Raw genomic sequence first — 24,528 nt, forward strand, 5'->3', positions numbered from 1 at the left:
ACGGGAGTGAACAATGCTTTTTGCAATTCTTTGCAACGATAAAGCCGATCATCTGCAATTGCGTATGGACACACGTCCGACCCATGTGGAATTTTTGAACGGTCTGGGCGACAAGTTGAAATTTGCCGGTCCTTTCTTGGATGGCAACAACAAGCCGAATGGCAGCCTTGTTGTGATTGAAGCTGAAAGTCAGGCAGAGGCCGAAAAAATTGCAGCCAGTGATCCTTATGCGGTTGCAGGATTGTTTGAATCGGTCACAATCCGCCCGTGGAACTGGGTTTTTAATAATCCTGCTTCTGTATAAAATTACGCTGTTTGATTTCTCCGAAAGGACTTTGTTATGGCTAATTATTGGCTTTTTAAATCGGAACCATTCAAATGGTCTTGGGAAATGCAAAAAGCCAAAGGTGCGGTCGGTGAAGAATGGGACGGCGTGCGCAATTATCAGGCACGCAATAATATGCGTGCGATGAAAATTGGCGATAAAGCTTTTTTCTATCACTCCAATGAAGGTTTGGAAGTCGTAGGCATTGTCGAGGTCAACGAGCTTTCGGCACCTGACAGCACTACCGATGATCCGCGCTGGGATTGCGTCCATATTCGTGCTGTGTGCGACATGCCAAAGCCGGTGACCTTGAAAGACGTAAAAGCCAATCCGGCTTTGGAAAAAATGGCACTTGTGACCTCGATGCGTTTGTCTGTGCAGCCTGTCTTGCAAGACGAATGGGATGAAGTTTGCCGTATGGGCGGCCTTGACCCGAAAAGCATTTAAACGATGAAACGGGATGCGCGCGATGCCACTTTGCAGCCAGAGGGTGCGCGCATCACATCGTTTATTTTAGAAAATACCAGCCTTCAATATTTAGATTTTGTACCGGAATTGCAGCTTTATTTGGCCGATGAAGCGCATGACCTTTGGCATAGAACCGAAGAAGAGCTTGCAACTATTGGCCTGCCACCACCGTTTTGGGCCTTTGCCTGGGCTGGCGGGCAGGGCGTTGCCCGTTATATTCTTGATCATCCTGAATTGGTGCGTGGTAAAACTGTTTTGGATTTTGCATCCGGTTCGGGGTTGGTTGGTCTGGCTGCGATGAAAGCAGGCGCGCAATCGGTGATTTGTGCGGATATTGATGTTTTTGCCACGCCGGCAATGGCGCTTAATGCGGCAGCCAACGGCGTTGAACTATCGGGCATATCTGACAATCTGATCGGGCAGGATCACGGCTGGGATGTTGTGCTGGCGGGCGATGTTTTTTATGACAAGCCCTTTGCCGATGTGCTGATGCCTTGGTTTCTCCAACTGGCAAATCGCGGTGCATTGGTGCTGATGGGCGATCCGGGGCGTGCTTATCTGCCAAAAGATGATTTAGCTGAGCTGGCATTGTATCAGGTGCCTGTCACCCGCGCTTTGGAAGATGCAGATGTGAAAGATACGCGTGTCTGGTGTTTCGCGGATGCGGTACAAGAATGATGTTTGCCATCAACTATATGTGATTTCATCAAATAGACACTATCATAATGAAATACCTATATAAATGTAGGATGCATCTAAACCGATGCTGGTGCTGATTTTTTAAACAGGCTGTTTTGACAAGTGGAAGTTTTTCGAGCTTAAGAAGATATCTTCTGTAAGTAGAATTGTTTTTTGTCATTCACGGCTTCAACTCGTTGATAATCAGTGTCATAAATAGACAAACGCTAGCTGAAGCATATTCAGGCTGATCGCTATCCGGCTGAAGAAAGAGGACAGGTATGACGAACCGCACTATTCTCATTGTTGATGATGATGAAGATTTGCGCGCCATTCTGGTTGAGCAGTTAGAGCTCGCCAAAGAATTTCAAATCCGGCAGGAAGCAACCGCAGCCAAAGCCATGGAAGCGATCAAAGGTAATATCATTGATCTGTTGATTATGGATGTCGGCTTGCCTGATATGGATGGTCGTGAAGCGGTGAAGCAATTGCGTCTCAGCGGCTTCAAGGCACCTGTTATCATGCTGACCGGTCATGACACCGAAGCTGACACGATCTTGGGGCTGGAATCAGGCGCTAATGATTATGTCACCAAGCCTTTCCGCTTTGCTGTCCTTCTGGCACGTATTCGCGCTCAGTTGCGCCAATATGAGCAGAGCGAAGATGCGACCTTTGTGGTTGGGCCTTACACCTTTAAACCCGGGCAAAAATTATTGCTCGACGAGAAGGGGACAAAAATCCGCCTCACCGAAAAAGAAGCAGCGATTATCAAATATCTCTATCGTTCGGGCACGCAAGTTGTCGGGCGCGACGAGCTTCTGGAAGAGGTTTGGGGTTATAATTCCGGTGTGACAACGCACACGCTGGAAACCCATGTTTATCGTCTTCGCCAGAAAATCGAGAAAGATCCGTCAAATGTTTCGCTTCTGGTGACAGAAAGCGGGGGATACAAACTTGTGCCATGATGGAATAAGTCTGTCGAAAGTGTAAAAGAACTATATGGCACTTGATGATGATATTCGCATCTTAGGCAAAGTTGGGCTGTTCGAAACCTTTAATGGCGAGCAGTTGCGCCTGCTTGCCTTTGGTGCGGAGCGCTTGGTTCTGCGTCCCGGACGTGAATTGTTTCATGAAGGGCAAAGTGCGGATTGCGCTTATATTATCGTCTCCGGCCATATAGTTTTGTTTCATCGTTTGAAGCATGAGCGCATTCCGGTGCGCTCTGTGCATGTCGGCTCTATTATTGGTGAAATGGCGTTGATCGCCCAGACCGACCGTTTAACCGGTGCTTTGGCAGAAGAAGAAACGGAAGTTATCCGTCTCAGCCGCACGGTTTTTCGTCGCATATTGGAAGAATATCCTGAGCTTGCCGCCAATCTTCATCAGCGCATCAGTGAAGATTTGAACAAGATGGTGGCGGATATCGAACAGATCGCCCATCACTTTAACGTATGAGACTGATTTTTTCAGTTCATGCAGCCGGTAAAATCGTGCCGGATGCGGTAAAAATGCCATTTCCGGCGCTGTTCTCTCGTTTGGTTTAAGGTTTTGCTCGACTTGTCTGTAGTGGCAGTTTATGCCGCTATGATGCATTTGCTATGCATGCAGACTGAGAATGAAGATTTTTCCTTAATCACTGTAGTTTCATTTGACGGAACAGAATGATGACCAACGATCAAAACCTCAATCGCCCTACTCCTAAAGCCGGTGTCATGGATATCGCTGCCTATGTGCCAGGTAAGGAAACTGTTGAAGGTGTTGCTAAGGTCTATAAGCTCTCTGCCAATGAAACCCCGTTAGGGCCGAGCCCGCATGCGCTGGAGGCCTATCGACACGCCGCCGAACGGCTTGCTATTTATCCGGATGGTCAGGCGACCGTGCTGCGTCAGGCCATTGCCCAGACCCACGGCCTGAACATGGATAATATTATTTGCGGCAATGGTTCGGATGAATTGCTGGGGCTGATCTGCCATGCTTATTTGTCTGAAGGTGATGAAACCATCATCACGCAGCATGGTTTTGCGATTTATGAAATCCAGACCAAAGCATCGGGCGCCAAGCCAATCACCGTGCAGGAAAAAGATTTGCGCGTTGATGTCGATGCCATTCTGGCAGCCGTGACACCACGCACCAAAATTGTTTTCATTGCCAACCCTGCCAATCCGACCGGCACTTATCTGCCGTTTGAAGAGGTCAAGCGTCTGCATGCCGGTTTGCCGAAAAACGTCATTCTGGTGCTGGATGCCGCTTATTCGGAATATGTGCGCCGCAATGATTATGAGGCTGGTGTCGAGCTGGTTTCTGCCAATGAAAATGTGGTGATGACCCGCACTTTCTCTAAAATCCACGGTCTTTCAGCGCTGCGTGTGGGCTGGGCTTATGCGCCTGCGCACATGATTGATGCGATGGGACGTATTCGCGGGCCATTCAACATGAATTCGGCTGCTTTGGCTGCCGGTGCGGCTGCAATCCGCGACCGCAACCATGTCGAAACTTCCATTGCTTATAACAGCAAATGGGCTGAATGGCTGACCGAAGAACTGACCAAAATGGGTTTACAAGTCACACCATCTGTTACGAATTTTCTGCTGATCCACTTCCCTGACGATGCAGCCAAATCGGCTGTAAAGGCAGATGAGTGGCTCTCTTCTTATGGCTATATTTTGCGCCGTGTTGGGGGATACGGGTTCCCTAATGCGTTGCGCCTGACTATCGGCCCGGAAGAAGCCAATCGCGGCGTAATCGCCGCACTCAACGACTTTATGAAGCAGTAAAATGTCTGAACCACAATTTAACAAAATTACACTTATCGGCATCGGCCTGATCGGGTCTTCCTTGGCGCGCGTTATTCAGCGTGAGGGCTTGGCCAACCATGTAACTATTGCCACCCGCAGTGCGGAAACGCTTAAACGTGCAGAAGAACTGCAATTGGGGCATGCTTACACGACAGATAGCGCCGAAGCGGTGCGTGATGCTGATCTGGTGATTATCTCTGTGCCGGTCGGCTCTTCCGGTGCGGTTGCGCGCCAGATTGCCGGATCGCTTAAAATCGGTGCTATTGTCACCGATGTTGGCTCTACCAAGGCTTCTGTGATCGAGCAGATGCAGCCGGAATTGCCGGACACTGTGCATTTCATTCCCGGCCATCCGATTGCCGGAACTGAATATTCAGGCCCTGATGCCGGTTTTGCCGATCTCTTTATCAATCGCTGGTGCATTCTGACGCCGCTGCCGGATACGGATAAAGCCGCACTCGACAAATTGTCAGCCTTCTGGGAAGCCTGCGGTTCGCGCCTTGATCATATGGAGCCGCAGCATCACGATCTGGTGCTGGCGATTGTTTCGCATCTGCCACATTTGATTGCTTACAATATTGTTGGCACAGCCAGCGATCTGGAACGCGTGACCAAATCGGAAGTGATTAAATATTCCGCTTCCGGTTTCCGCGATTTCACCCGTCTTGCCGCCTCTGACCCGACCATGTGGCGCGATGTGTGCCTGCATAATAAAGATGCCATTCTGGAAATGCTGGGTCGTTTCTCGGAAGATCTGGCATCGCTGCAACGCTCCATTCGCTGGGGTGATGGCGATGCGCTTTATGATCTCTTCAGCCGTACGCGTGATGTGCGTCGCGGTATTATTGATGCAGGTCAGGAAGTGGATGCGCCGGACTTTGGCCGACAGGCCGCGGTAAAAGAACCGGCCAAAAGCTGATCGCTGTCATTTCATTCAAAAAAGCCGTCTCTCTGGATATCAGAGAGACGGCTTTTTTAATTGTAGTGAATTTTTTAAAGGGTTGGCAAACGACCAAGCGGGATAAAGCCGGCATTGGCTTTCCCGTCTTTGATGGTGACATCCAGTGTCGGATTGCCGTTTTCATCCTTAGGCATGGCAGCAATTGCAAAAAGCAATGTTGCGATATTGTTGCTTTCCTGCGGGAACAGCGCCTGAGCGGCCTGTGCCAGTGCTGGCGGGTTGGTCAGCGCGATTTTGATCTGACCGTTGATCTCGCCATCATAACTGACGGAAAACGGACCGCGGAAGGAAATAACCGCGCCATTGGACAAGGAAACCATCACTTGTTTGATTTCACCGGACTGGCCGCGCAAATTTTCCGGAAATGGCAGGTCGCGATGGGCGAGCAGGTTTTCTGAATCAAATAAAGTAATATCCACCAGCCCGTCGATTTCCGGCATTTTATTGCGGCTGATGAGTTGTGGTGCAAATTCCAAACCGGCAAAACGGCCATCCAGATTGAAATTATTATCCTTATTGGAGAGCTTGATTTCCAGCTCCTCCAATTTGGATAAAAGTTCGCTGGCGGTTGGTTCACTGCGCAGCGATATATTCAGATCAAAGCTTTTGAGCGAAATTTCGGTCGGGAAAGGTTGTGCCAACCGCGCATTGGAGGTGAAGCTGCTCCAGTCAATTTCCAGTGGTTCAAGGCCGGGTAAATTGATGAAGGCAGGGCCTGTCAGCTGGTTATTGAGCGACAATGGCGCATAGATCGCAGAGCCGGAACTAAAGCGGCCAGCCATGAAGGAAATGCCTTCAGATTTTTGCTGCCATGAAATGCTTTCGCAAACCACATCAAGCTTGAGCGGATAGCCGCTGGTTTTCAAGTTTTCACATTGAACATTAACGCCTTTGGCTGTCAGCCCTTTAAGGTCGCTGGCGGCGCGTGCTTCCACTTTGTTTGCCAGATAGAACCAACCTGCCGTATAAAGAACTGCGACGAGAGCAAGCAAAATATAAAGCAGCTTTAGCTTCCTGCCTGAAGGTGTCACAGGTGTTGTCGCAGTGGGTGTCATTGACATTATAAAACGGCCTTGTGCTCAATAGCGATGTTACAGATTGATTTGAAAACATATCTGACGGATGTTTGTAGCGTAACATAACAGCGCTTCGCAATGAGACCAGACTAATGATTGATAAAATACTATGAAAGATTTCTGGGTATTCGGTTATGGCTCGCTGATGTGGCGGCCGGGTTTTGATTTTGTGGAAAGCAAACGGGCTCGGTTGCATGGATTTCATCGCAGCCTTTGCATTTATTCGCATGTTTATCGCGGCACAGCCGAAAAACCGGGGCTGGTGCTGGGCTTGGACGCGGGCGGCTTTTGTGACGGCATGGCATTTAAAGTGACAGAAGATGCCACCCAAAAGGTTGTGGACTATTTGCGCGAGCGTGAGCAGGTCAACAATGTCTATCTGGAGAAAATGCAAACAGTAGAACTGGAGGATGGCTCAAGCGCACAGGCAATCGTTTATGTGGCGGATTGTACCCATGCACAATATGCCAGCGCTTTGAGCATAGAGGCGGCAGCACAGATCGTGGCAGCTGCCTCAGGCATTGCCGGGCCTAACCATGAATATGTCAGCGCCACATTAGAGCATCTGCAACAGATGGGTGTGCGTGATGAAGGCTTAGAGCGCGTTTGGCATTTTGTGAACACGCATTGGTCAAAGTGAATTTACAGGTTTTAACCCTTGTTCTGCCATCAGCCAGCAGCTAAATAATCAAAACGCAGGGCGATCATTGTCAGGTTGCGCTTTATAAAAATATTCTTGACCTTAAGTCATACCGCTTCAGGAGATACGCATGATCGCATTATTTGAAACAATCGATATGGCGCTCAATCTTTACACATGGATTATTATCGCCAGCGCGGTTTTTTCGTGGCTCTATGCTTTCAACGTGATCAATTCGAGCAATCGTTTTGTCGCTTCGCTTGGCGAGTTTTTGTATAAAGTGACCGAGCCGGTTTTGCGACCAATCCGCAATATTCTGCCACAGCTCAGCGGCATTGATATTTCGCCGGTGATCTTGCTCTTTATCATTTTCTTCATCCGCCGCTTCATGTGGACAACATTGCTGCCGATGGTGCTGTGAGCATCAGTTTCTATCGGCTTGAAAAAGAGGGGGTGACGCTCTTTGTGCGCCTCACCCCTAAAGCCGCTAAAGATGCGGTGGAAGCCGTTGTTAAAAGCGCTGATGAGCGCTGTTACTTAAGTGCAAGGGTGAGGGCAGTGCCCGAAAAAGGGCTTGCCAATAAAGCGCTGGAAAAGCTGATGGCAAAAACGCTGCAAGTACCGGCAAGTACAGTCTCGGTGGATGCAGGTGCCACTTCACGGGTTAAACAGATTTTCATCAGTGGTGATCCAGCTGAAATAGCGCGCCGTCTTGATCAGTTTTCCTGAATGAAACGCATAAAAAAACTGCCGGTTTTGACCGGCAGTTTTTTTGTATTCTATCTTAAAAGCTTTTGAGAGATTTAAGCGCCTTTAGCGCGCTCAATTGCTTCTACGATCAGCTTGCGTGCGTAATCTTCATCGCCCCATTCGCCGATCTTAACCCATTTGCCAGGTTCCAGATCTTTGTAATGTTCGAAGAAATGCGCGATCTGCTGCAAGGTGATTTCCGGCAGGTCTGAATAGTCGTGAATTTTTTCATAACGACGGGTCAGGTGCGGTGATGGCACAGCAATGATCTTTTCGTCCTTACCGGCATTGTCTTCCATGACCAGAACGCCGATCGGGCGAACATTGATCACGCAGCCAGGAATCAGCGGACGGGTGTTGCAGATCAGAACGTCGATTGGATCGCCGTCGTCTGACAGGGTGTGCGGAACAAAGCCGTAGTTACCCGGATAGGTCATCGGCGTATAGAGGAAGCGGTCAACGATCAGTGCACCTGCATCTTTGTCCATCTCATATTTAATGGGATGTCCGCCGACCGGAACTTCAATAATGACGTTAACGTCTTCGGGAGGATTGGAGCCGATGGAAATGGCATCAATATTCATGACGTATCCTTTCGTTTGGCGTTCTGATATCGGGTTTCACAGCGTCACGCAACAAAAACGAATAATGCAAAAAGCGACGAATTGTCGTTATGTGCATGAAGCGGTGTGTGCTGGTATCAGATGCCTGTATTAAGTGAGTGTGAAGATGGGTGATTATTTGTCCGTTTTCACCGGAAAACCGAGTTCTTTCAGGCGGGAAACCGCTGTTGGCGGCATCGGTGGCGGGTTTTTGTCTTGAGCGGCAGCAATCAGCAATTCATCGCAACCGGTCTCTGTGTCGCGTGTTAAGCGCTCCAGAAATTCATGCTTATCAAGGCCTGCCGGAATAACCGGAAGGACGCGGGCGCGAATAGCGCCGGGATAGCGGAAAATGGAACGGCGCGGCCAGTAAAGTCCGGCATTATGCGCAATCGGCAGCACGGGCAGATTAAGTTCGGCATAAAGATGCGCAACGCCATATTTATATTGCGGCTCGGCACCCGGAGCCCGGCGTGTGCCTTCCGGATAGATCAGCACCTGACGGCCTTCTGCAATGGCTTTTTCAGCACCTGTCGTGATGGATTTGAGCGCTTTGACACGTGAGCCGCGATCAACAGGGATCATTTCCATTTTGCCGACATACCAGCCGAAAACAGGAATGCGCATCAGCTCGCGCTTCAGGATCATCACCGGATCATCAAGATAAGGCAAAAAGGCAAACACATCCCAGAAGGACTGGTGTTTGGGGGCAACGATATAAGCGCCTGCCGGAATATTTTCCAAACCTTCAATGATAAAATCGGTGCCGGCAATTCTCTTTTGCAACCAAAGACTGCTGCGTGCCCAGAATTTTGGCACGAACCATGCTTTTTTACGTGGCATCAGAAAGTAAATCGGCGTCCACAGGATCATCTGGAGGATCATGCTGAGGTAGAAAAAGAAGTTAAACAGAAGTGACCTGATCGCAGTAAGCATAATTATTCAGTCAGTCTCCTGAGTGCTGATGGTGTAAATATCCGAACAGCAAAAACTCCTACAGATATTATCAGCAAAATGCCAGATTTATGTTGGCATAGCATCTGTGCAGATAAGGCAGGGCAGTTTTAATCTTGTGTTTGTTGCGGCTTTTATGCGGGCCCGCCAAAGACGGAAAGCTCGGTCAGGTGAAAAAGTGCGCCGAGATATTTGATATATTCGGTGACAAGCACGCGCAACACATCGCCCTGAATAACCCAGTTCGTATGACGCAGATCGCTGTTGACCACCGGATAGGGAATGAATTCCACATCATCCATAAGGCGGGAAAGCTCCAAAATAGAGCGCGGAATATGGTAATTATTGGTGACCACAATCACCCGCTTATAATTATGGGAGCGGATCCATTGCGCACTTTCAGTGGCATTGCCGATGGTGTTGAGGGCTGATCTGTCGAGATCAATGCAGCAATTGAGCAAAGCTTCATTGGCAATGGTCACCCGTTGCAGCGCTTTTTTGTTGGTGGTCGGATGCACGCCGCTGATGAGCAGGCGTTGTCCTTTTTTATTTTGCAGAAGCTCAATCGCCACATCAAGGCGCGCTTTGCCGCCGGTCAGCACGATAATGCCGTCAGCCGGTTCTAAATCATCGGGCGGAAACATATTGCCGACTTTTTCGCTAAAAATGAAAAATCCCACTGTCAGCACGACAATGCAGGATAAGAGAATAACCGATATAGGCCGGAACCGTCGCATAATACGCCTGATAAGGGACAGCATCACTTCAGTCCCTTTTTACGCGGCAGTCAGATGAAGAAGGCATATAAAGCATAATCACTGCGCGGTTCTGGTTGCGAAAAATATGGTTGTCATCATGTTGGTTACAGCCAGATTAAACCGAAGTTCCTGGTCCGTCCATCTGTGATAATTGACGGATGACGGTAATGCGGCTTGTCAGCATGGTGAGCAGGCTGACCATGAAAATAATAATGGCTGCGCCAATATATCCCTCGCGGCCGATCACAAAATTACCAAACATTGCAGCTGCCTGATCGCCCTCCGGTGTGGCCATACGATTGTTTGACCACCACGAAACAATGAAGAAAATTGCCATGGCAAATGCGCCGCCACACAAAGCACCTTTTAGTGCTGTGCGGAAGAAATGCCATTCAAATTCCCGTGCAACGGTTTTAGATTCTGCACCGATAAAATGCAGCACTTCGATAATATGACCATTGCCGGACATCGCGCCGCGGGTGGCAAAAATGACGGTCAGGATCGTTGCCGACATCACGAGTGTGAGAACGCAAATACCGATGAAGACGGTTGTATGTGCCATGGAGGCAAGACGATCAATCCATGTGCGGTGATCGTCAAAGCTGGCGCCGGGGATTTGTTTGACCAGTTCTGCGCGCATAGCGGCAAAGTCCGGCGGCGCGTTTTCATCAATGGTTACAACAACAAGGCGCGGAACCGGCAGCTCGTCCAGATCAAGACCCGTGCCAAGCCATGGCTCAAGCAAGCGTGCAGTGGCCGCACGGTCGATAATGCGGGTGCTGAGCACGCCGGCAAAATTTTGCGCAATCTGGCTTGCATCCACAAGAGATTTTTCAATGTCCTGTCCGTCAAGCGGGCGGATTTGAATGGTTGCTTCGCGCGCGATCTGGCTTTGCCATGTGGTAGCGGAATCACGCACCAATGTTACGCCGCCAAGGGTGAGGCAGGCCAGAAAGGTCATGATGGCAATGACAATCACCAAAGCCGTGCCGGTGACACTGCCGTCTGGCACAATCGGGGTCGGGCCTTGTTTGCGCTTGCGTTTGCCGACGGCTACAAAAAGCAGCTCTTTAATGTCGGCTAGCTGGTGGCTCAATTTTGTTCGTCTATTCATAAATATCAAGCCTGCCCTGATCCAGAATCATACGTCGGGCATCCACCTGATCCATCAAAGTGAGATCATGCGTTGCAATGATAACGGCAGTTCCTGAGCGGTTTAACTCTGCAAAGAGGCGCAACAAGCGTTTGGCAAGCGGCGGGTCAACGTTACCGGTCGGCTCATCGGCGAGCAGCAGTTCCGGCTGATCAATCAGTGCGCGCGCAATGGCAACACGCTGCTTTTCACCACCCGATAAAATCGGTGGCAGCACATGCATACGGTCGCCAAGGCCAACCCAGTGTAAAAGCTCTTCCACCTCTGCGCGATAGGTTGCTTCTTCTTTGCCGCGCACTCGCAATGGCAGCGCCACATTTTCATAGGTGGTCATATGGTCGAGCAGGCGGAAATCCTGAAACACGATACCGATACGACGGCGCAGCAGTGGAATTTCTTTGCGCTCAAGGCCGCTAATATCTTTGCCGAAAATATTGATAAGGCCGCGCGTTGGTTTCATCGCCATGAATAACAAGCGCAAAAGCGATGTTTTACCGGCACCCGAAGGACCGGTTAAAAACTGGAATGAGCGCGCAGGGATATGAAAGCTGACGTCCCGCAGGACTTCAGGCCCCATACCATAACGCAAACCTACTTTTTCAAAGCGAATCACCGCATGTTTTCCTTGAGGTTTTTCTCATTCGATTGACTAGCTTATGACCATTGCGCCTGATGGTTAACCTTCCGTTAATTTTGCTTGTTTTTGCTGTTTAAAAACGTGCAATTTTTTGACGGTGCCAGCTAAAAATCATCACCTGCAATGGCTCAGCAAAAGCAGATTTTATCATCCATTGTCTGCATTCTTATTTTGCGTAAACCGCTTATCGTATGGATGAAGCGAAAGACTATGCAAAAAACACAGCTAATATGACGAGAACAGGTGCTTTTTCCTAAAATTATGCTATATACGCGGTGAGATTGTGGCTGTGAATGCTTTCGCAGCCCTTTATTTTTTTAACTTACGGAGAACCGGCACGATGCCAGAAGTCGGCGGCAAGACACTTGAAGTACTGTTCAGTGCCGAACAGATTGCGGCTCGCAATGTTGAAATTGCGCGCGATATCGCAGACCGCAATTTTCATAATCTTTTGACAATATCTATTCTCAAAGGCTCATTCATTTTTGCCGCTGACCTGATCCGCGCAATGCATGATGCCGATGTGGAGCCGGATGTGGAATTCATCACGGTTTCCTCTTACGGAACAGGTAAAGTCAGCGGTGAAGTACGCTTGTTGCGTGACATCGACAGTGATGTGAAAGATCGCGACGTTCTGCTGATTGATGACATTCTTGAATCCGGCAAAACGCTTACTTTTGTACGCGATCTGATGCTGGAACGCGGCGCACGCAGTGTCAGCATTGCAGTGCTGCTGGATAAGCCGGTACGCCGTAAAATGGATATCGAAGCTGATTTTGTGGCTTTCGAATGCCCTGATTATTTCGTTGTCGGCTATGGCATGGATGTGGCGCATGCGTTCCGCCAGCTGCCTTATGTCGGCCGCGTGATGGGCGAATAAGATTTAGCCTGTCTTTGACAGATTAAAGCCGCTGTGATGATGATCACAGCGGCTTTTTTATTGGTTGAAGTTTTTCAGAGTGCGCTTTAGAGCGCCGTGTGCCAGACTTGGCACACAAAGGTCGTTCTAACACTTTAAAATTAGTGCATAATTTTACCTTAAACTGATCCCAATTTAAGGAATTATGCTCTAATCAAATTTCAGCAGGCGCTCCAGATAATCTTTTTCCATCTGCGGGCTGAGGGCATCGCCAAGGCGTCGGCGGATTTCATCCAGAATTTCCCGTGCACGCTGAATGTCAATCTCACCCGGTATTTTGGTGCTGTCGCCAAAATCAGGCCCGGTTTGGCCTTGGTTGCGGCCAAGCGGATCTTTGCCGGCCTGACCTTCGCCTGACTGGCCATTTTCGCCCTGACCCTGACCTTCACCTTGGCCCATCGCTTCCTGCATTTTTTTCATCATGTCACGGCTGCCGCGACGCAAAGCATCAAGGGCGGAAGCCTGATCATCATTGGCCTGCGCACTTTCATTGCGCCCCAAAGCATCACCCGCATTGCCCATAGATTTTTCTGCGTCCTTAAACTCTTTCGACGGATCAATGCCTAAAGCTTTCAGGTCTTCGGATAGTTTCTTCAACTCCGATTGCAGCTGTTTCTGCTGGCGTTGCAGGTTTTTCAGCGCCTCTTCAATATCGGGCGAAACAGGTGGCTGTGTGGTCTCGGCATCTTCGTTTTCCGAGAAGAAATCTTCATCATTATCGCCGAATTGCTGCTGCATGCGCTGGTCGAGCGAGAAGGTCTCATTCATCATCTGCTGCTGGCGGCGCATCAGTTCGCCAAGCTTGTTCATCTGATTTTGCATCTGGCTTTGCTGGCTCTGGCCGCCTTGGCCTTGCTGGCCATTTTGTCCTTGTGCCTGACCTTGTCCCATTTGCAGATTGTTCATCAGGTTTTCGAGTTGCGACAATAATTCCTGCGCTTCATCACGCGAGCCCTGACGTGCCAGATTTTCAATTTGATCCATCATCTTTTGCAGGTCTTTGTCGGATAAAGTCCGCACATTGGCATTGGGTGGCAAAGCAGGGTTTTTATTGTTTTGCTGGCGCTGGGCAAATTCTTTCAAGAAGGCGGCCATTGCCTCGCGCAGCTCATTGGAGAGTTTGGCAATCTCTTCCTGCGAGGCACCGTTTTCAATCGCATTGCGCAAGGCTTCTTGTGCGAGGCGAAGGCGCTTTTCAGCCGCTGACAAATCACCGTCTTCGATGCCGCGTGCTACTTCCCACATATAATCAACGACATTGCGCAGATCATCTTCGGAATGCGCGATGCTTAAGCGGGTGCGGATGGTGCGAAGCCCTAAGAAATGTCCGGCATTTTTAATTGTATCGGCAGGGCGCAGCATGACGGCATCAAGCATATCCAAAACATGCTCGTTTTGCATGGCATCCATTGCCAGAATGCGGCGTTGCTCAATGACAGCTTTTGCAAGTGGATTGGTGAAAGCGCGTTCAGGCAGTGTGATGGTACGGGTTTCGCTATAGCCGACCTGTCCGGCCTGATCATTGACCACAAGGGTCAATTCCACTTCACTGCCAGCCCATGGATGGCTGGTCAGATCTTTGACGGTGCTTGCCTCTTCGGTGCCTTTGCGGGGCAGGGACAGCGCCAGTTCCGGCGCTTCATAAAGCATCAGCGTTTCATGGTCGTCTGCACCAAGAGGCGTGATCTCGGCATAGGCAGAGGCAACCGGATAATCATCAGTGATTTTATAATGCAGCTGCAAGGTGCCATTATGCGCCTGATCCGGCTCTTTGGTAAAGCTGATTTGCGGGGCTTTGTCGGGTGTTACGGCAAATTGCCATGACTGGCTGCGGTGGTTGACGGTGAGCTTCAGCGTCTGGCTGTCATGCAATTCATATTGGAAGTTGCGTGTATCTGCCGTTGGCTTGGTTTTGCCTTGTTCCGCTTCGTCTTCGGTCAGTTCCGGTTGAATTGTCTCGCTTTTGCCGTTTGCATCTTCAGCGGTTAAATATTCACGCGCGCTGCCGGAAATACGCAGTGAAAAAATACTGCCTTGCGGCACGGTAATGGTTGCTTGCTCATCCGTATTTGCATTGAGGAAGACAGGTGCTTTGCTTGTGTAGCGCGGAGGCGTCACCCACGCATCAATGCGTGCTGCCACTTGTTCTTTGGCTTCCGGCAAATGCACCATATCGATAAGGCGGCCACCTTTTGACCCGTAAGAAAAGGCAAAAGCAGTGACCAACAACAATAAAACCAAAGCGCGGATACCAAGCGGATCACGCTCGGCAATGCGTGTGTCAGGCAGGCCGGTTTGCAGGTTTTTTAATTGGCGCGCCATGCGGCGCTGATGTTCGTGCCAGAGAGCCTGCGCCAAAGGATCATCACCGGTCGCAATTTTGTCAGTTTGTGTTGTCAGCGGCTGATGCGACAGCGCGTTGATCGTTTCAATGCGCTGATTGACTTCTTTTTCAGAAGGAATGCGGACACGGGCAGGCAGAAAAACAGTGACAAGCGCAATGACAAACAGCAGGCTAAGGGCTGTCAGATGCAGCCAATAGGGCATGCGGTTGAACAGGCCGAACCAGCTTAACGATGCCAGCAGTGCCAGTGTGATGAGAAGCGGCAGTAAAAGCGGCCACATACGCTCGAACAACATCGTGAAAAATACACGCAGGCGTATTTTCCGAAGTTCGTCCTTTGGCTTGTGGTCAGGCAAAGCCATTCTCATCTTTCCGGTTCATATCTCTTCGGCTCATTTTTCCGGCTACGCCTTGGCCTTCTCGTTTGCGCAACAATAACATGCATCATGGCAAAGACGAGGCTTGGCCTTAAAAAAACACATAAAACTTGCATGAGAATGGCAAAAGCAAGCTGTCCGGCAATATTTGCCAGACAGGTTTTAATTTATCAATGCCGCTTACAGCCAATCAGGAATGCTATCCTGCGCGATCAGCTCTTCATAGCCGGTGCGCGGGCGCACCACATGGAAGCGATCACCATCGACCAGCACTTCGGGAATAAGAAGACGGGTGTTGTAAGTGCTTGAAAGAACAGCACCATAAGCACCGGCAGTGCAAACAGCGATGAGATCACCCGGATTTGGACGTGCTACTTCACGGTCCACACCCAGATAATCGCCGGTTTCGCAAACAGGGCCGACAAAATCGGCGTGAATGCGCGGCGCATTATCGTCAGCTTTCACCACCGGGCGGATACCGTGATAGGCCTCATACAATGTCGGGCGGATAAGATCATTCATCGCCGCATCAACAATGACGAAGTTTTTGGCATCACCATCTTTGACGTAGATCACTTCAGTGATCATAATACCGGCATTACCGACAATCAGACGACCTGGTTCAAAAACCGTTTTCAAACCCAATGGCCGGATATGTTTACGCACGATTTCGGCGTAAGCATCTGGCAATGGCGGCGGATTATTGTCGTCGTGGTAAGGAATACCCAGACCACCACCCATATCGACATGATCGATCTGGTGGCCGTCAGCCTGCAATTCACGTACCAAGTCTGCCATTAATGCAAAAGCATCATCAAACGGTTGCAGATCAATGATCTGGCTGCCGATATGCATATCGATACCGGTTACTTTAATGCCCGGCAGTTCGGCGGCGCGCTTATAGGCTTCACGCGCACGCACACGCGGAATGCCGAATTTGTTTTCGGATTTACCGGTGGAGATTTTGGCGTGTGTCTTGGCATCTACATCCGGATTAATGCGCAAAGAAACCGGGGCTACTTTGCCCAAACGCACCGCGCGTTCCGACAAGAGTTCCAGTTCCGGTTCGGATTCCACATTGAAGCAATAAATGCCTGCATTGAGAGCGAAATCCATTTCACGCGCAGATTTGCCAACGCCTGAATAAACGATTTTTTCGGCAGGAATACCGGCAGCAAGTGCGCGACGCATTTCGCCTTCTGAAACAGTATCCGCACCTGCGCCCATTTTAGCCAGTGTTTTGAGCACTGCCTGGTTGGAATTGGCTTTCAGCGCATAAGCGATCAATGGCTGCATATCGGCGAAAGCTTCCGAGAATACGCGGAAGTGGCGCTCGATCGTTGCGCGGGAATAGCAATAAAAAGGCGTGCCGACGGCATCGGCAATGTCGGAGATCTTCACATTTTCAGCATGGAGAACGCCGTCTTGATATTCAAAATGGTTCACGGACTTTAGTCCTCAAAATTAAAAGGGTTAAACGTCTTACGGGATCAGCTTGTCGAGGATGAACGGTTCATCCTTGGCAGGTTTGGGAGCCGGTTGGGTGCGCCCGTATTCATCGGTTACAATCGCGGCAGGTGGCAACTCCGGCGGACCTTTACGGCCACAAGCAGAAAGTGTGCCTGCGATAAGCAGTGTAACCAGTGCAGAGAAAATAACTTTCCGGCTCGACATTGTTTGACCTTTAAAGCTTGGGTTTAACCCTTAAAACGTATTTCGAAGCAGCCCGCTTGGGGTAAAGTAAAGCCTGAAGATCAGGCTTTAACAATCCGCTTTTTCCAGTAACGGATCTGACGGCGCACTTCTTGCGGGGCAGTTCCGCCGAAAGACTGACGGCTTTTAACCGATTTGTCTACGGTGAGGAAATCAAACACAGCATCGGTGATGCCGGAATGGATTTCCTGTAACTCGGCAAGGCTGAGCTTCGACAGATCAACTTTTTTGGCTTCAGCCGCTGCAACAGCACGACCGGTAACATGGTGCGCCTCGCGGAAAGGCATGCCCAGTTCACGTACCAGCCAGTCGGCCAGATCGGTTGCAGTGGAATAACCGGAGCCCGCAGCCTTTTTCATGGAAGCGGTGTTGATGGTGATGTCACGCACCATGCCGCTCATGGCAGCAATGCTGAGTTCCAAGGTTTCTGCGGCATCAAAGACGGCTTCTTTGTCTTCCTGCATATCTTTGGAATAGGCGAGCGGCAGACCTTTCATGACAGTCAGAAGGCCGACGAGCGAACCGGTGATACGGCCGGTTTTAGCGCGCACCAATTCGGCGGCATCCGGATTTTTCTTTTGCGGCATGATGGAAGAGCCGGTCGAGAAAGCATCGGACAGACGCACGAAATTAAACTGTGGTGTTGACCAGATAACGATTTCTTCAGCCAGACGCGAAAGATGGGTGGCGCAGATCGCAGCAACAGAGAGGAACTCCAGCGCGTAGTCACGATCAGACACGCTGTCGATGGAGTTGCGGGTTGGTTCACGGAAGCCAAGCGCTTCTGCGGTCATATGACGGTCAATCGGAAAACCGGTTCCGGCTAGTGCCGCCGCGCCAAGCGGTGATTCGTTCATGCGTTCAATGGCATCACGTACGCGTGTCAGATCACGGCCAAACATTTCCACATAGGCCATGCAATGATGGCCAAATGTGACAGGCTGTGCTGTTTGCAGATGGGTAAAGCCCGGCATGACGGTGGCGGCATGTTCTTCGGCGCGTTCCAGAAAAGCTTCGATGAGGTTTTTCAATGCGGATGCAGTTTTTTCCAGCTCTTCTTTAACCCAGAGGCGGAAGTCCAGCGCTACCTGATCATTACGCGAGCGTGCAGTATGCAAACGACCGGCAGAGGCGCCAATCAGTTCGGCAAGGCGCGCTTCAACATTCATGTGAATGTCTTCAAGCTTGCGGGAGAAAGTGAATTTACCGCTTTCGATCTCAGCCAGAACAGCCTTCAGGCCATCAACGATTTTTACGTGATCTTCACTCGCAATAATGCCGGATTTAACCAACATATTGGCATGCGCAATGGAGCCGCGAATATCCTGACCATAGAGTTTTTGGTCAAAACCGATAGATGCGTTAATCTCTTCCATAATCGCATCGGGTCCTGAGGCAAAACGGCCACCCCACATCTGGTTGCTTGATTTTTGTTCGCTCATGCTCGTATGCCTCAGGCTTAACGGTAAAACTAATATAAGACGAAATGGCAGGAAACAGCGACAGATGACCAATATTCTGAAACAACCGAGAATCATCATACTGGCAGCCGTCGCAGGTGTACTAGCCGGTGTAGGGGCGGTATACGTGATGGAACGCCCTTCTGGCAATGATATTAGCGCAAACCTTGCCACAGGAAATAGTGATCAGGACAAGTTTTGTGCGGCAAAAGCCGGCACACTGCAAAATCTGGACCTTGCGGCTGGCGGAACTGTGGCTGCCATGCGCGCTGCCGACAACCCGATTTCGCTGGCGCATCTGGAATTTTCAGATCGCGACGGCAAAAAAATGACACTCGGAGATTTCAAAGGCAAAACCCTGCTCGTCAATTTATGGGCGACATGGTGCGCCCCTTGCCGTGAAGAAATGCCTGCACTTGATAAGTTGCAAGAGATGAAAGGCGGCGATGATTTTGAGGTGGTTGCCGTTAATATTGACACCGGCGACAATACCAAGCCGGTTGGGTTCTTAAATGAAATCGGCATTGAACATCTGGCGCTTTATCGTGATGCGAGCTTAAAAAGCTTTAATGATCTGAAGCGTAAAAGTCTGGCCTTTGGCCTGCCGGTAACATTGGTGGTTGATAAAGACGGCTGCCAGATTTCATCCATGAACGGACCGGCCGAATGGGACAGCCCCGAAGCAATCAAATTGATCGAGGCTGCGCAATCTCTTTGAAAGAAGCCGTTTTAAGGTTTGAAACCTTCTCTTTTAAGCCGTGTGATTGCCTCTTCGAGGCTTGATAAAAAGCTGGAGCGGTCACGCGGTGCAAACGGGGCAGGGCCGCCGGTGACCTGACCGGAAGAGCGCAGACTATCCATCAGATTGCGGGTGGCCAGCGTATTGCCGATATTATTGGCTGTATGCAATTTGCCGTTAGGTGCAATGGTGATGGCACCTGCATTGACCGAGCGGCTTGCCAGCGGGATGTCGGCGGTGATGACAATTGAGCCGGGGCGGGCGCGTTCAGCAATCCAGTCATCAGCGACATCAAGGCCGCTTGGCACAACAATGCGCTCAACATGAGTAATATCACGCGGGATCATCATGTAACTATTGGCGACAAGCAGCACTTTGACGCCATGACGTTCAGTTACTTTATATATTTCGGCCTTTACCGGACAAGCATCGGCATCAACAAACAATATGATTTGATTATTATCTTCGCTCATGGCGCAGCAATGCCAGTTAATGACTATGGCTGCAAGGTCACACTGCTTGGTCAGAAGCACAAAGTGACGAAAAATAACTTGGTTCAGTTTCTTACGCGTGATTAATGACGAGGTTTGTTATTAAAAGTTCAAGGTAAAATCATGTTAGTCCGCTTGTTTCCGGTGTTTTTTGTGTTTTTGTGGGCGACAGGTTTTATCGGTGCTGGGCTTTCCATGCCTTATGCCGAACCTTTCAGCTTCATGACGGTTCGCTTTATTTTTGCCGGCTTGATCTTCGGCATCTGGGCTTTGGCAACAGGTGTTGTCTGGCCAAAGGGAAAAAGTTTTGCGCAGGCCTGTGTTACCGGCTTGCTGGTGCATGGCATTTATTTGTCGGCACTTTTTTGGGCGGTGCATAATGGTTTGCCTGCCGGTATGTCGGGTTTGATTGCAGGTCTTCAGCCAATGGTAACCACTTTGCTTGCTGGCATTTTCTTAGGCGAGCGCATCAAGAAACAGCAATTATTGGGATTGGTTGCAGGCTTCATCGGTGTTGCGATGGTGGTTTCGCCGAAATTCTCATTGGGTTCTGATGGTATTAATCCGGTGACGCTGATTGCAGCTTTAATCGGTGTTTTGGCGATCAGTTCCGGCACGGTCTGGCAAAAGCGCTTTGGCAGCGCAATGGATTTGAAGGCTGGCACAGCCATTCAATATCTGGCTGCCGGATTGTTTACGCTTATCTGTGCGGCGTTGGTTGAAACCGGCCAGTTCCAGCTTACATCAGAACTCATCATCGCGCTTGTCTGGCTAACGATTGTTATTTCTGTCGGGGCTGTGCTGGCTTTGATGGTGATGATCCGCGAAGGCGCTTTGTCGAAAGTCTCGTCGCTGTTTTATCTGGTGCCTGCGGCAGCAGCTTTGATGGCTTATGTCTTGTTTGATGAAACACTTAACATGACACAGATTGCAGGCATGCTGGTGACCACGATTGGTGTGGCGCTGACCAGCATGAAGCGCAAAACCTGATTTTTCATAATATCTAAAGCGTGAGCAGTGATTGATTAATTGCCGGATAATTCCGGTTGCTGCTCACGTTTGCGATAATTCATAATAGCTGTGTTGATTTCCGCACCCAAAATGAAAATTGCGGAAACCATATAGAGAAACACAATCGCCACCATGATCGAGGCAAGACCGGCATAGGTGGTGACGTAATTGGCAAATGTTTCCAGATATTTTGCAAAGGCCATGGCTCCTGCCAGCCATGCGATTAATGTCAGCACGATACCGGGAATAATATCGCCTAAAGTGCGTTTGCCTGCCGGTAGCCAGATATGCACGATAAAGAGCGCTAAAATCAGCACTGTGACGGCAATGAAATAGCGCCAGAAGCTGATTGTGCCTGCAAATAGGTCAATATCGGGAAACCATTGCACGGCAATACGGAAGGCGAGCGGCGCCAAAATCAGCAGGAAACTGATCACCATCAGTGCCAAAGTGCCAAGCAGAACAAAGCCCAGACTTTGCAAGCGGCAGAAGATGATTGAGCGTGTGTCTGTGACGCGATAGGCGCGGTTGAGCGCTATGCGCAAAGCTTCCACACCATTGGATGCAAAGTAAGCGGCGGCAATCACACTGAGGGTCAGAAGTCCGCTGCGCTGCACGGTCAGAACATTTTTCACTTCATTGGCAATCGGGCCCGCGATAGCGGATGGCCAGATATCAAAAACGATATGCATGGCGGTATCGGCAAAAGCTTGAGCACCTAAAAATGAAGCCAGAGTTGTGGCAAAGATCAAAAACGGGAACAGCGCCATCAGGCCGGATAATGCAATATGACTGGCAAAAGCCCAGCCATCATCTGAGTTGAAATGGCCGACAGCATCAAAAATAACTTTGGTGAGGAAAGTTTTTACTTTTCGCATAGCGCCAAATTTATCCTTAAGGTTCGGCATCGTTATTGCATAAATCTTAAGCGCAGGTCTGGCATGACTATTGTAAGAAAGAAAGTCCTAATCGAATCGTTTAATCACTTTGCTGATAGTTTCGCCAAGCTTTGGCAAATGAGGGATAAGAAATTTTGATGCCGTCCATGCCGCAAAAAACAATTATTATCACCGGATGTTCATCAGGGATCGGCGCTTATGTAGCGCGCCAGCTGAAGGCGCGTGGCTGGCGGGTGTTTGCCACTGCCCGTAACAGCCATGACATTGAAGCACTGGAACAAGACGGGCTGGAAGCTTTTTATCTGGACTACAGGGATGAAGCTTCAATCGAAGCACTGGTGAAGGTGGTCTTGGAGAAAACCGGCGGCACATTAGATGCGCTTTATAATAATGGCGCTTATGCTTTGCCCGGTGCTGTTGAAGATTTGCCGCTTGATGCTTTGCGGGAATTGTTTGAGGCCAACTTTTTTGGCTGGCATAGTTTGACGCGTAAAATTGTGCCGGTGATGCGCCGTCAGGGGCATGGCCGTATTGTGCATTGCTCATCAATTTTGGGACGTGTGCCGATGAAATGGCGCGGTGCTTATGTTGCCTCCAAATATGCGCTTGAAGGTTTGATGCTGGTGCAGCGGATGGAGTTGCAGGGCACCGGCATTGAGGTGTCACTGATTGAGCCGGGGCCGATTGCCACGCAATTTACCTATAATGCGGCAAAACAGGCAGAAAAACATATTGATATGGCGGCATCAGTTCATCATGATCTGTATTTGCGCCAGATGCAGAAATTGAAATCCGGTGGCACACAATCAAAAGACAAGCTTGGTCCCGAAGCTGTTTTTGATGTATTGCTGCATGCATTGGATGCAGCTAAGCCACGGCCACATTATCTGGTGACACGTCCGGCGAAGCTTGGCGTCATCGCACAGCGCTTTTTACCGCTGCGCTGGTTTTATAAAATGCTGTCGGGCCAGTCTTAGACGTCTTGCAGTGACAAACAAAATGGGTGGATGATGGATAGTCTGTTAAGATATGGCGCGATGATTGCGATGGCCGCGGTTGCCTTCGTATTGTTTTTAGGTTTGCGCAATTTGATGCGGGGCGGTGACGGCAACTATTCTAATAAGATGATGCAATTGCGCATTTTCTTGCAGTTTGTCGCGCTGGTGCTGATTGTTGCAACAATTTATTTCAGTCGTCAGGCAGGTTAATCCATGGTCAAGCTCAATAAAATTTATACGCGCACCGGTGATGATGGCACAACAGGGCTGACCACTGGCGCGCGCCGCAAGAAAAGCGATTTGCGCGTCGAAGCCTATGGCACGGTGGATGAGACCAATGCCTGTGTCGGCATGGCGCGTTTGCATCTGGAAGCCTATCCGGAAATTGATGCGATGCTGTCGCGCATTCAAAATGATTTGTTTGATTTAGGCGCAGATCTTTCCGCGCCTGACGATGGCACGGTGCTGCCATATGAGCCTTTGCGCATTGTGGCCTCTCAGGTGGAACGTGTGGAGGCAGATATTGATGCGCTGAATGCGCATCTCTCACCGCTTCGCTCTTTCATTTTGCCGGGTGGCTCGGCGGCGTCCGCCATGCTGCATCTGGCGCGTACCGTCTCGCGACGTGCCGAGCGCTTGATGGTGGCTTTAAGCGATGTTGACGGCGAAGTCGTATCCCGTGAAGCGTTGCAATATATCAATCGTTTGTCGGATTTTTTCTTTGTCGCATCGCGTGCGGTGAATGAAAATGGCGCGCTTGATGTTTTGTGGGTGCCCGGCCAAAACCGTTAAGTGAAGCTAAAAACGCTGATGAAAATCGGCGTGAGCAAAGAACCGTTATCTTTAATGCCACTTTTGGCGTTATCTGATTGACGGATAGCAGAAGCGTCATTACGTTTCTGCCAAATTCATCGGTTGTGTGAACAGGCTTCTGATGGTGGTGAAATCTGATGAAGATGCCAGCAGGATGTTTAAGCGAAGTGACAATTATCATTTTGCTGCATTGATGAAATGAAAGGTAATGTGGATGAAAGTCCTCGTCGCAGTCAAACGTGTCGTCGATTACAACGTAAATATCCGTGTGAAGCCAGACGGAACCGGCGTTGAACTGAACAATGTAAAAATGTCGATGAATCCGTTTGATGAGATTGCGGTTGAAGAAGCAATCCGTTTGAAAGAAGCAGGTAAAGTTTCTGAAATCGTCGTTGTTTCAATCGGTCCTGCTCAGGCACAAGAAACATTGCGCACCGCTTTGGCGATGGGCGCAGACCGTGCTATTCTGGTTAAAACCGATGATCAGGTTGAGCCTTTGGGTGTTGCCAAAGTGCTTAAAGGTGTTGTTGAAGCCGAACAACCGCAAATGGTATTTTTGGGCAAACAGGCCATTGATGATGACAGCAATCAGACCGGCCAGATGCTGGCAGCGCTTCTCAACTGGGCGCAGGCTACATTTGCTTCCAAGCTTGAGCTTGGTGCAGATCAGGCAACTGTTACCCGTGAAGTTGATGGCGGTTTGCAGACCATCAATGTTAAAATTCCTGCAATCGTCACTGTTGATCTGCGTTTGAACGAACCGCGTTATGCGTCCTTGCCGAATATTATGAAGGCGAAGAAAAAGCCGCTGGATGAGAAATCACCGGCTGATTTTGGCGCCGACATTGCCCCGCGCCTGAAGGTTTTGAAAACAGAAGAACCAGGTGGCCGCAAGGCTGGCGTCAAGGTGGCATCCGTTGCCGAGCTGGTTGAAAAGCTCAAAAACGAAGCCGGCGTTTTGTAAGTT

At 49.8% G+C, this 24,528-nt stretch carries 29 protein-coding genes; 17 read left to right on the plus strand and 12 right to left on the minus strand.

Annotated features, from left to right (window positions below; all coding sequences use genetic code 11):
• Positions 1-13 precede the first annotated feature (13 nt).
• From ABDZ76_RS05960 to ABDZ76_RS05990, 7 genes are all read left to right on the plus strand, one after another.
• Positions 14-304, plus strand: a complete 291-nt coding sequence (locus ABDZ76_RS05960) for a YciI-like protein (RefSeq protein WP_343802643.1) — start codon at positions 14-16, stop codon at positions 302-304.
• A gap of 36 nt (positions 305-340) precedes the next feature.
• Positions 341-772, plus strand: a complete 432-nt coding sequence (locus tag ABDZ76_RS05965; protein ID WP_343802646.1) for an EVE domain-containing protein — start codon at positions 341-343, stop codon at positions 770-772.
• Positions 773-775: 3 nt separating this feature from the next.
• Positions 776-1,471, plus strand: a complete 696-nt coding sequence (locus tag ABDZ76_RS05970; RefSeq protein ID WP_343802649.1) for a class I SAM-dependent methyltransferase — start codon at positions 776-778, stop codon at positions 1,469-1,471.
• Between the two features lie 281 nt (positions 1,472-1,752).
• Positions 1,753-2,436, plus strand: coding sequence for a response regulator transcription factor (locus ABDZ76_RS05975; RefSeq protein ID WP_343802652.1), 684 nt, complete (start codon positions 1,753-1,755; stop codon positions 2,434-2,436).
• A gap of 34 nt (positions 2,437-2,470) precedes the next feature.
• Positions 2,471-2,926: a Crp/Fnr family transcriptional regulator gene (locus ABDZ76_RS05980; protein ID WP_343802655.1), complete on the plus strand. Its 456-nt coding sequence runs from the start codon at positions 2,471-2,473 to the stop codon at positions 2,924-2,926.
• 209 nt (positions 2,927-3,135) lie between these two features.
• A complete protein-coding gene (hisC, locus tag ABDZ76_RS05985) occupies positions 3,136-4,245 on the plus strand; it encodes a histidinol-phosphate transaminase (protein ID WP_343803160.1) in 1,110 nt (369 codons plus the stop codon).
• Between the two features lies 1 nt (position 4,246).
• Positions 4,247-5,185 (plus strand): prephenate/arogenate dehydrogenase family protein, encoded by a 939-nt coding sequence (locus tag ABDZ76_RS05990; RefSeq protein WP_343802658.1) that lies wholly within the window; start codon positions 4,247-4,249, stop codon positions 5,183-5,185.
• Between the two features lie 74 nt (positions 5,186-5,259).
• Here the strand turns inward: ABDZ76_RS05990 and ABDZ76_RS05995 are convergent, their stop codons facing one another.
• On the minus strand, positions 5,260-6,282 hold the full coding sequence (locus ABDZ76_RS05995) for a DUF2125 domain-containing protein (RefSeq protein WP_374844600.1): 1,023 nt from the start codon (positions 6,280-6,282) through the stop codon (positions 5,260-5,262).
• A gap of 130 nt (positions 6,283-6,412) precedes the next feature.
• On the opposite strand from ABDZ76_RS05995, the gene ABDZ76_RS06000 reads away from it, so the two are divergent.
• The 3 genes from ABDZ76_RS06000 (at position 6,413) to ABDZ76_RS06010 (ending at position 7,672) form a co-directional block, all read left to right on the plus strand.
• Positions 6,413-6,943 carry a gamma-glutamylcyclotransferase gene (locus ABDZ76_RS06000; RefSeq protein ID WP_343802664.1) on the plus strand — a complete coding sequence of 177 codons (531 nt, stop codon included), beginning with the start codon at positions 6,413-6,415 and terminating at the stop codon, positions 6,941-6,943.
• A gap of 130 nt (positions 6,944-7,073) precedes the next feature.
• Positions 7,074-7,364: a YggT family protein gene (locus ABDZ76_RS06005; protein ID WP_343802667.1), complete on the plus strand. Its 291-nt coding sequence runs from the start codon at positions 7,074-7,076 to the stop codon at positions 7,362-7,364.
• Positions 7,334-7,672 (plus strand): ACR/YggU family protein, encoded by a 339-nt coding sequence (locus tag ABDZ76_RS06010; RefSeq protein ID WP_343802670.1) that lies wholly within the window; start codon positions 7,334-7,336, stop codon positions 7,670-7,672. The genes ABDZ76_RS06005 and ABDZ76_RS06010 overlap by 31 nt, the downstream gene beginning before the upstream one ends.
• 74 nt (positions 7,673-7,746) lie before the next feature.
• Here ABDZ76_RS06010 and ppa read toward each other — a convergent pair whose 3' ends face one another.
• The 5 genes from ppa to ftsE form a co-directional block, all read right to left on the minus strand.
• Positions 7,747-8,277: an inorganic diphosphatase gene (gene ppa, locus ABDZ76_RS06015; RefSeq protein WP_343802673.1), complete on the minus strand. Its 531-nt coding sequence runs from the start codon at positions 8,275-8,277 to the stop codon at positions 7,747-7,749.
• Between the two features lie 153 nt (positions 8,278-8,430).
• Entirely contained in the window at positions 8,431-9,231 is an 801-nt protein-coding gene (locus tag ABDZ76_RS06020; RefSeq protein WP_343802676.1) for a lysophospholipid acyltransferase family protein, read from the minus strand.
• A gap of 152 nt (positions 9,232-9,383) precedes the next feature.
• Positions 9,384-9,986, minus strand: coding sequence for a YdcF family protein (locus ABDZ76_RS06025; RefSeq protein WP_374844596.1), 603 nt, complete (start codon positions 9,984-9,986; stop codon positions 9,384-9,386).
• A 136-nt stretch (positions 9,987-10,122) separates the two neighbouring features.
• Positions 10,123-11,121, minus strand: a complete 999-nt coding sequence (locus ABDZ76_RS06030) for a cell division protein FtsX (RefSeq protein ID WP_343802679.1) — start codon at positions 11,119-11,121, stop codon at positions 10,123-10,125.
• Positions 11,114-11,773, minus strand: a complete 660-nt coding sequence (gene ftsE / locus ABDZ76_RS06035) for a cell division ATP-binding protein FtsE (protein ID WP_343802682.1) — start codon at positions 11,771-11,773, stop codon at positions 11,114-11,116. The genes ABDZ76_RS06030 and ftsE overlap by 8 nt, the downstream gene beginning before the upstream one ends.
• A gap of 364 nt (positions 11,774-12,137) precedes the next feature.
• On the opposite strand from ftsE, the gene hpt reads away from it, so the two are divergent.
• Positions 12,138-12,677 (plus strand): hypoxanthine phosphoribosyltransferase, encoded by a 540-nt coding sequence (gene hpt, locus ABDZ76_RS06040; RefSeq protein ID WP_343802685.1) that lies wholly within the window; start codon positions 12,138-12,140, stop codon positions 12,675-12,677.
• 189 nt (positions 12,678-12,866) lie between these two features.
• On the opposite strand, the gene ABDZ76_RS06045 is transcribed toward hpt, so the two are convergent.
• The 4 genes from ABDZ76_RS06045 to argH all read right to left on the minus strand — a co-directional run bounded on the left by ABDZ76_RS06045 (position 12,867) and on the right by argH (position 18,592).
• Positions 12,867-15,422: a TIGR02302 family protein gene (locus ABDZ76_RS06045; RefSeq protein WP_343802688.1), complete on the minus strand. Its 2,556-nt coding sequence runs from the start codon at positions 15,420-15,422 to the stop codon at positions 12,867-12,869.
• Positions 15,423-15,617: 195 nt separating this feature from the next.
• A complete protein-coding gene (lysA, locus tag ABDZ76_RS06050) occupies positions 15,618-16,883 on the minus strand; it encodes a diaminopimelate decarboxylase (RefSeq protein WP_343802691.1) in 1,266 nt (421 codons plus the stop codon).
• Positions 16,884-16,919: 36 nt separating this feature from the next.
• Positions 16,920-17,111, minus strand: coding sequence for an LPS translocon maturation chaperone LptM (gene lptM, locus ABDZ76_RS06055; protein ID WP_343802694.1), 192 nt, complete (start codon positions 17,109-17,111; stop codon positions 16,920-16,922).
• 80 nt (positions 17,112-17,191) lie between these two features.
• On the minus strand, positions 17,192-18,592 hold the full coding sequence (argH, locus tag ABDZ76_RS06060; protein ID WP_343802697.1) for an argininosuccinate lyase: 1,401 nt from the start codon (positions 18,590-18,592) through the stop codon (positions 17,192-17,194).
• A 64-nt stretch (positions 18,593-18,656) separates the two neighbouring features.
• On the opposite strand from argH, the gene tlpA reads away from it, so the two are divergent.
• Entirely contained in the window at positions 18,657-19,328 is a 672-nt protein-coding gene (gene tlpA, locus ABDZ76_RS06065) for a thiol:disulfide interchange protein TlpA (RefSeq protein WP_343802700.1), read from the plus strand.
• An 11-nt stretch (positions 19,329-19,339) separates the two neighbouring features.
• On the opposite strand, the gene ABDZ76_RS06070 is transcribed toward tlpA, so the two are convergent.
• Entirely contained in the window at positions 19,340-19,822 is a 483-nt protein-coding gene (locus ABDZ76_RS06070) for a YaiI/YqxD family protein (RefSeq protein WP_343802703.1), read from the minus strand.
• A gap of 141 nt (positions 19,823-19,963) precedes the next feature.
• Between ABDZ76_RS06070 and ABDZ76_RS06075 the strand changes: the two genes are divergently transcribed.
• Positions 19,964-20,830 carry a DMT family transporter gene (locus ABDZ76_RS06075; protein ID WP_343802706.1) on the plus strand — a complete coding sequence of 289 codons (867 nt, stop codon included), beginning with the start codon at positions 19,964-19,966 and terminating at the stop codon, positions 20,828-20,830.
• Between the two features lie 35 nt (positions 20,831-20,865).
• Here the strand turns inward: ABDZ76_RS06075 and ABDZ76_RS06080 are convergent, their stop codons facing one another.
• Positions 20,866-21,729: a YihY/virulence factor BrkB family protein gene (locus ABDZ76_RS06080; RefSeq protein WP_343802709.1), complete on the minus strand. Its 864-nt coding sequence runs from the start codon at positions 21,727-21,729 to the stop codon at positions 20,866-20,868.
• Positions 21,730-21,887: 158 nt separating this feature from the next.
• Here ABDZ76_RS06080 and ABDZ76_RS06085 point away from each other — a divergent pair, with 158 nt between their 5' ends.
• The 4 genes from ABDZ76_RS06085 (at position 21,888) to ABDZ76_RS06100 (ending at position 24,525) form a co-directional block, all read left to right on the plus strand.
• Positions 21,888-22,727 (plus strand): SDR family oxidoreductase, encoded by an 840-nt coding sequence (locus ABDZ76_RS06085; protein ID WP_343803163.1) that lies wholly within the window; start codon positions 21,888-21,890, stop codon positions 22,725-22,727.
• A 33-nt stretch (positions 22,728-22,760) separates the two neighbouring features.
• Complete coding sequence (locus ABDZ76_RS06090) at positions 22,761-22,958, plus strand: twin transmembrane helix small protein (RefSeq protein ID WP_184221728.1); 198 nt, start codon at positions 22,761-22,763, stop codon at positions 22,956-22,958.
• A gap of 3 nt (positions 22,959-22,961) precedes the next feature.
• Positions 22,962-23,540 (plus strand): cob(I)yrinic acid a,c-diamide adenosyltransferase, encoded by a 579-nt coding sequence (locus ABDZ76_RS06095; protein WP_184221730.1) that lies wholly within the window; start codon positions 22,962-22,964, stop codon positions 23,538-23,540.
• Positions 23,541-23,775: 235 nt separating this feature from the next.
• Positions 23,776-24,525, plus strand: a complete 750-nt coding sequence (locus ABDZ76_RS06100; RefSeq protein WP_343802718.1) for an electron transfer flavoprotein subunit beta/FixA family protein — start codon at positions 23,776-23,778, stop codon at positions 24,523-24,525.
• Positions 24,526-24,528 lie beyond the last annotated feature (3 nt).

Source organism: Paenochrobactrum glaciei (genome assembly GCF_039522165.1).
Taxonomy (GTDB): domain Bacteria; phylum Pseudomonadota; class Alphaproteobacteria; order Rhizobiales; family Rhizobiaceae; genus Paenochrobactrum; species Paenochrobactrum glaciei.

Coding starts and splice junctions, on each gene's coding strand:
- ABDZ76_RS06090 (WP_184221728.1), top strand. CDS start 22,761: ATGGATAGTCTGTTAAGATATGGCGCGATGATTGCGATGGCCGCGGTT.
- hpt (WP_343802685.1), top strand. CDS start 12,138: ATGCCAGAAGTCGGCGGCAAGACACTTGAAGTACTGTTCAGTGCCGAA.
- ABDZ76_RS06000 (WP_343802664.1), top strand. CDS start 6,413: ATGAAAGATTTCTGGGTATTCGGTTATGGCTCGCTGATGTGGCGGCCG.
- ABDZ76_RS06075 (WP_343802706.1), top strand. CDS start 19,964: ATGTTAGTCCGCTTGTTTCCGGTGTTTTTTGTGTTTTTGTGGGCGACA.
- ABDZ76_RS06045 (WP_343802688.1), bottom strand. CDS start 15,422: ATGGCTTTGCCTGACCACAAGCCAAAGGACGAACTTCGGAAAATACGC.
- ABDZ76_RS05960 (WP_343802643.1), top strand. CDS start 14: ATGCTTTTTGCAATTCTTTGCAACGATAAAGCCGATCATCTGCAATTG.
- ABDZ76_RS06095 (WP_184221730.1), top strand. CDS start 22,962: ATGGTCAAGCTCAATAAAATTTATACGCGCACCGGTGATGATGGCACA.
- ABDZ76_RS06085 (WP_343803163.1), top strand. CDS start 21,888: ATGCCGTCCATGCCGCAAAAAACAATTATTATCACCGGATGTTCATCA.
- ABDZ76_RS06070 (WP_343802703.1), bottom strand. CDS start 19,822: ATGAGCGAAGATAATAATCAAATCATATTGTTTGTTGATGCCGATGCT.
- ABDZ76_RS06100 (WP_343802718.1), top strand. CDS start 23,776: ATGAAAGTCCTCGTCGCAGTCAAACGTGTCGTCGATTACAACGTAAAT.
- ABDZ76_RS06005 (WP_343802667.1), top strand. CDS start 7,074: ATGATCGCATTATTTGAAACAATCGATATGGCGCTCAATCTTTACACA.
- argH (WP_343802697.1), bottom strand. CDS start 18,592: ATGAGCGAACAAAAATCAAGCAACCAGATGTGGGGTGGCCGTTTTGCC.
- ABDZ76_RS05975 (WP_343802652.1), top strand. CDS start 1,753: ATGACGAACCGCACTATTCTCATTGTTGATGATGATGAAGATTTGCGC.
- ABDZ76_RS05990 (WP_343802658.1), top strand. CDS start 4,247: ATGTCTGAACCACAATTTAACAAAATTACACTTATCGGCATCGGCCTG.
- tlpA (WP_343802700.1), top strand. CDS start 18,657: ATGACCAATATTCTGAAACAACCGAGAATCATCATACTGGCAGCCGTC.
- ABDZ76_RS05980 (WP_343802655.1), top strand. CDS start 2,471: ATGGCACTTGATGATGATATTCGCATCTTAGGCAAAGTTGGGCTGTTC.
- ppa (WP_343802673.1), bottom strand. CDS start 8,277: ATGAATATTGATGCCATTTCCATCGGCTCCAATCCTCCCGAAGACGTT.
- ABDZ76_RS05965 (WP_343802646.1), top strand. CDS start 341: ATGGCTAATTATTGGCTTTTTAAATCGGAACCATTCAAATGGTCTTGG.
- ABDZ76_RS06030 (WP_343802679.1), bottom strand. CDS start 11,121: ATGAATAGACGAACAAAATTGAGCCACCAGCTAGCCGACATTAAAGAG.
- ABDZ76_RS06020 (WP_343802676.1), bottom strand. CDS start 9,231: ATGCTTACTGCGATCAGGTCACTTCTGTTTAACTTCTTTTTCTACCTC.
- hisC (WP_343803160.1), top strand. CDS start 3,136: ATGACCAACGATCAAAACCTCAATCGCCCTACTCCTAAAGCCGGTGTC.
- ABDZ76_RS06025 (WP_374844596.1), bottom strand. CDS start 9,986: ATGCGACGGTTCCGGCCTATATCGGTTATTCTCTTATCCTGCATTGTC.
- ABDZ76_RS05970 (WP_343802649.1), top strand. CDS start 776: ATGAAACGGGATGCGCGCGATGCCACTTTGCAGCCAGAGGGTGCGCGC.
- ABDZ76_RS05995 (WP_374844600.1), bottom strand. CDS start 6,282: ATGACACCCACTGCGACAACACCTGTGACACCTTCAGGCAGGAAGCTA.
- lptM (WP_343802694.1), bottom strand. CDS start 17,111: ATGTCGAGCCGGAAAGTTATTTTCTCTGCACTGGTTACACTGCTTATC.
- ABDZ76_RS06080 (WP_343802709.1), bottom strand. CDS start 21,729: ATGCGAAAAGTAAAAACTTTCCTCACCAAAGTTATTTTTGATGCTGTC.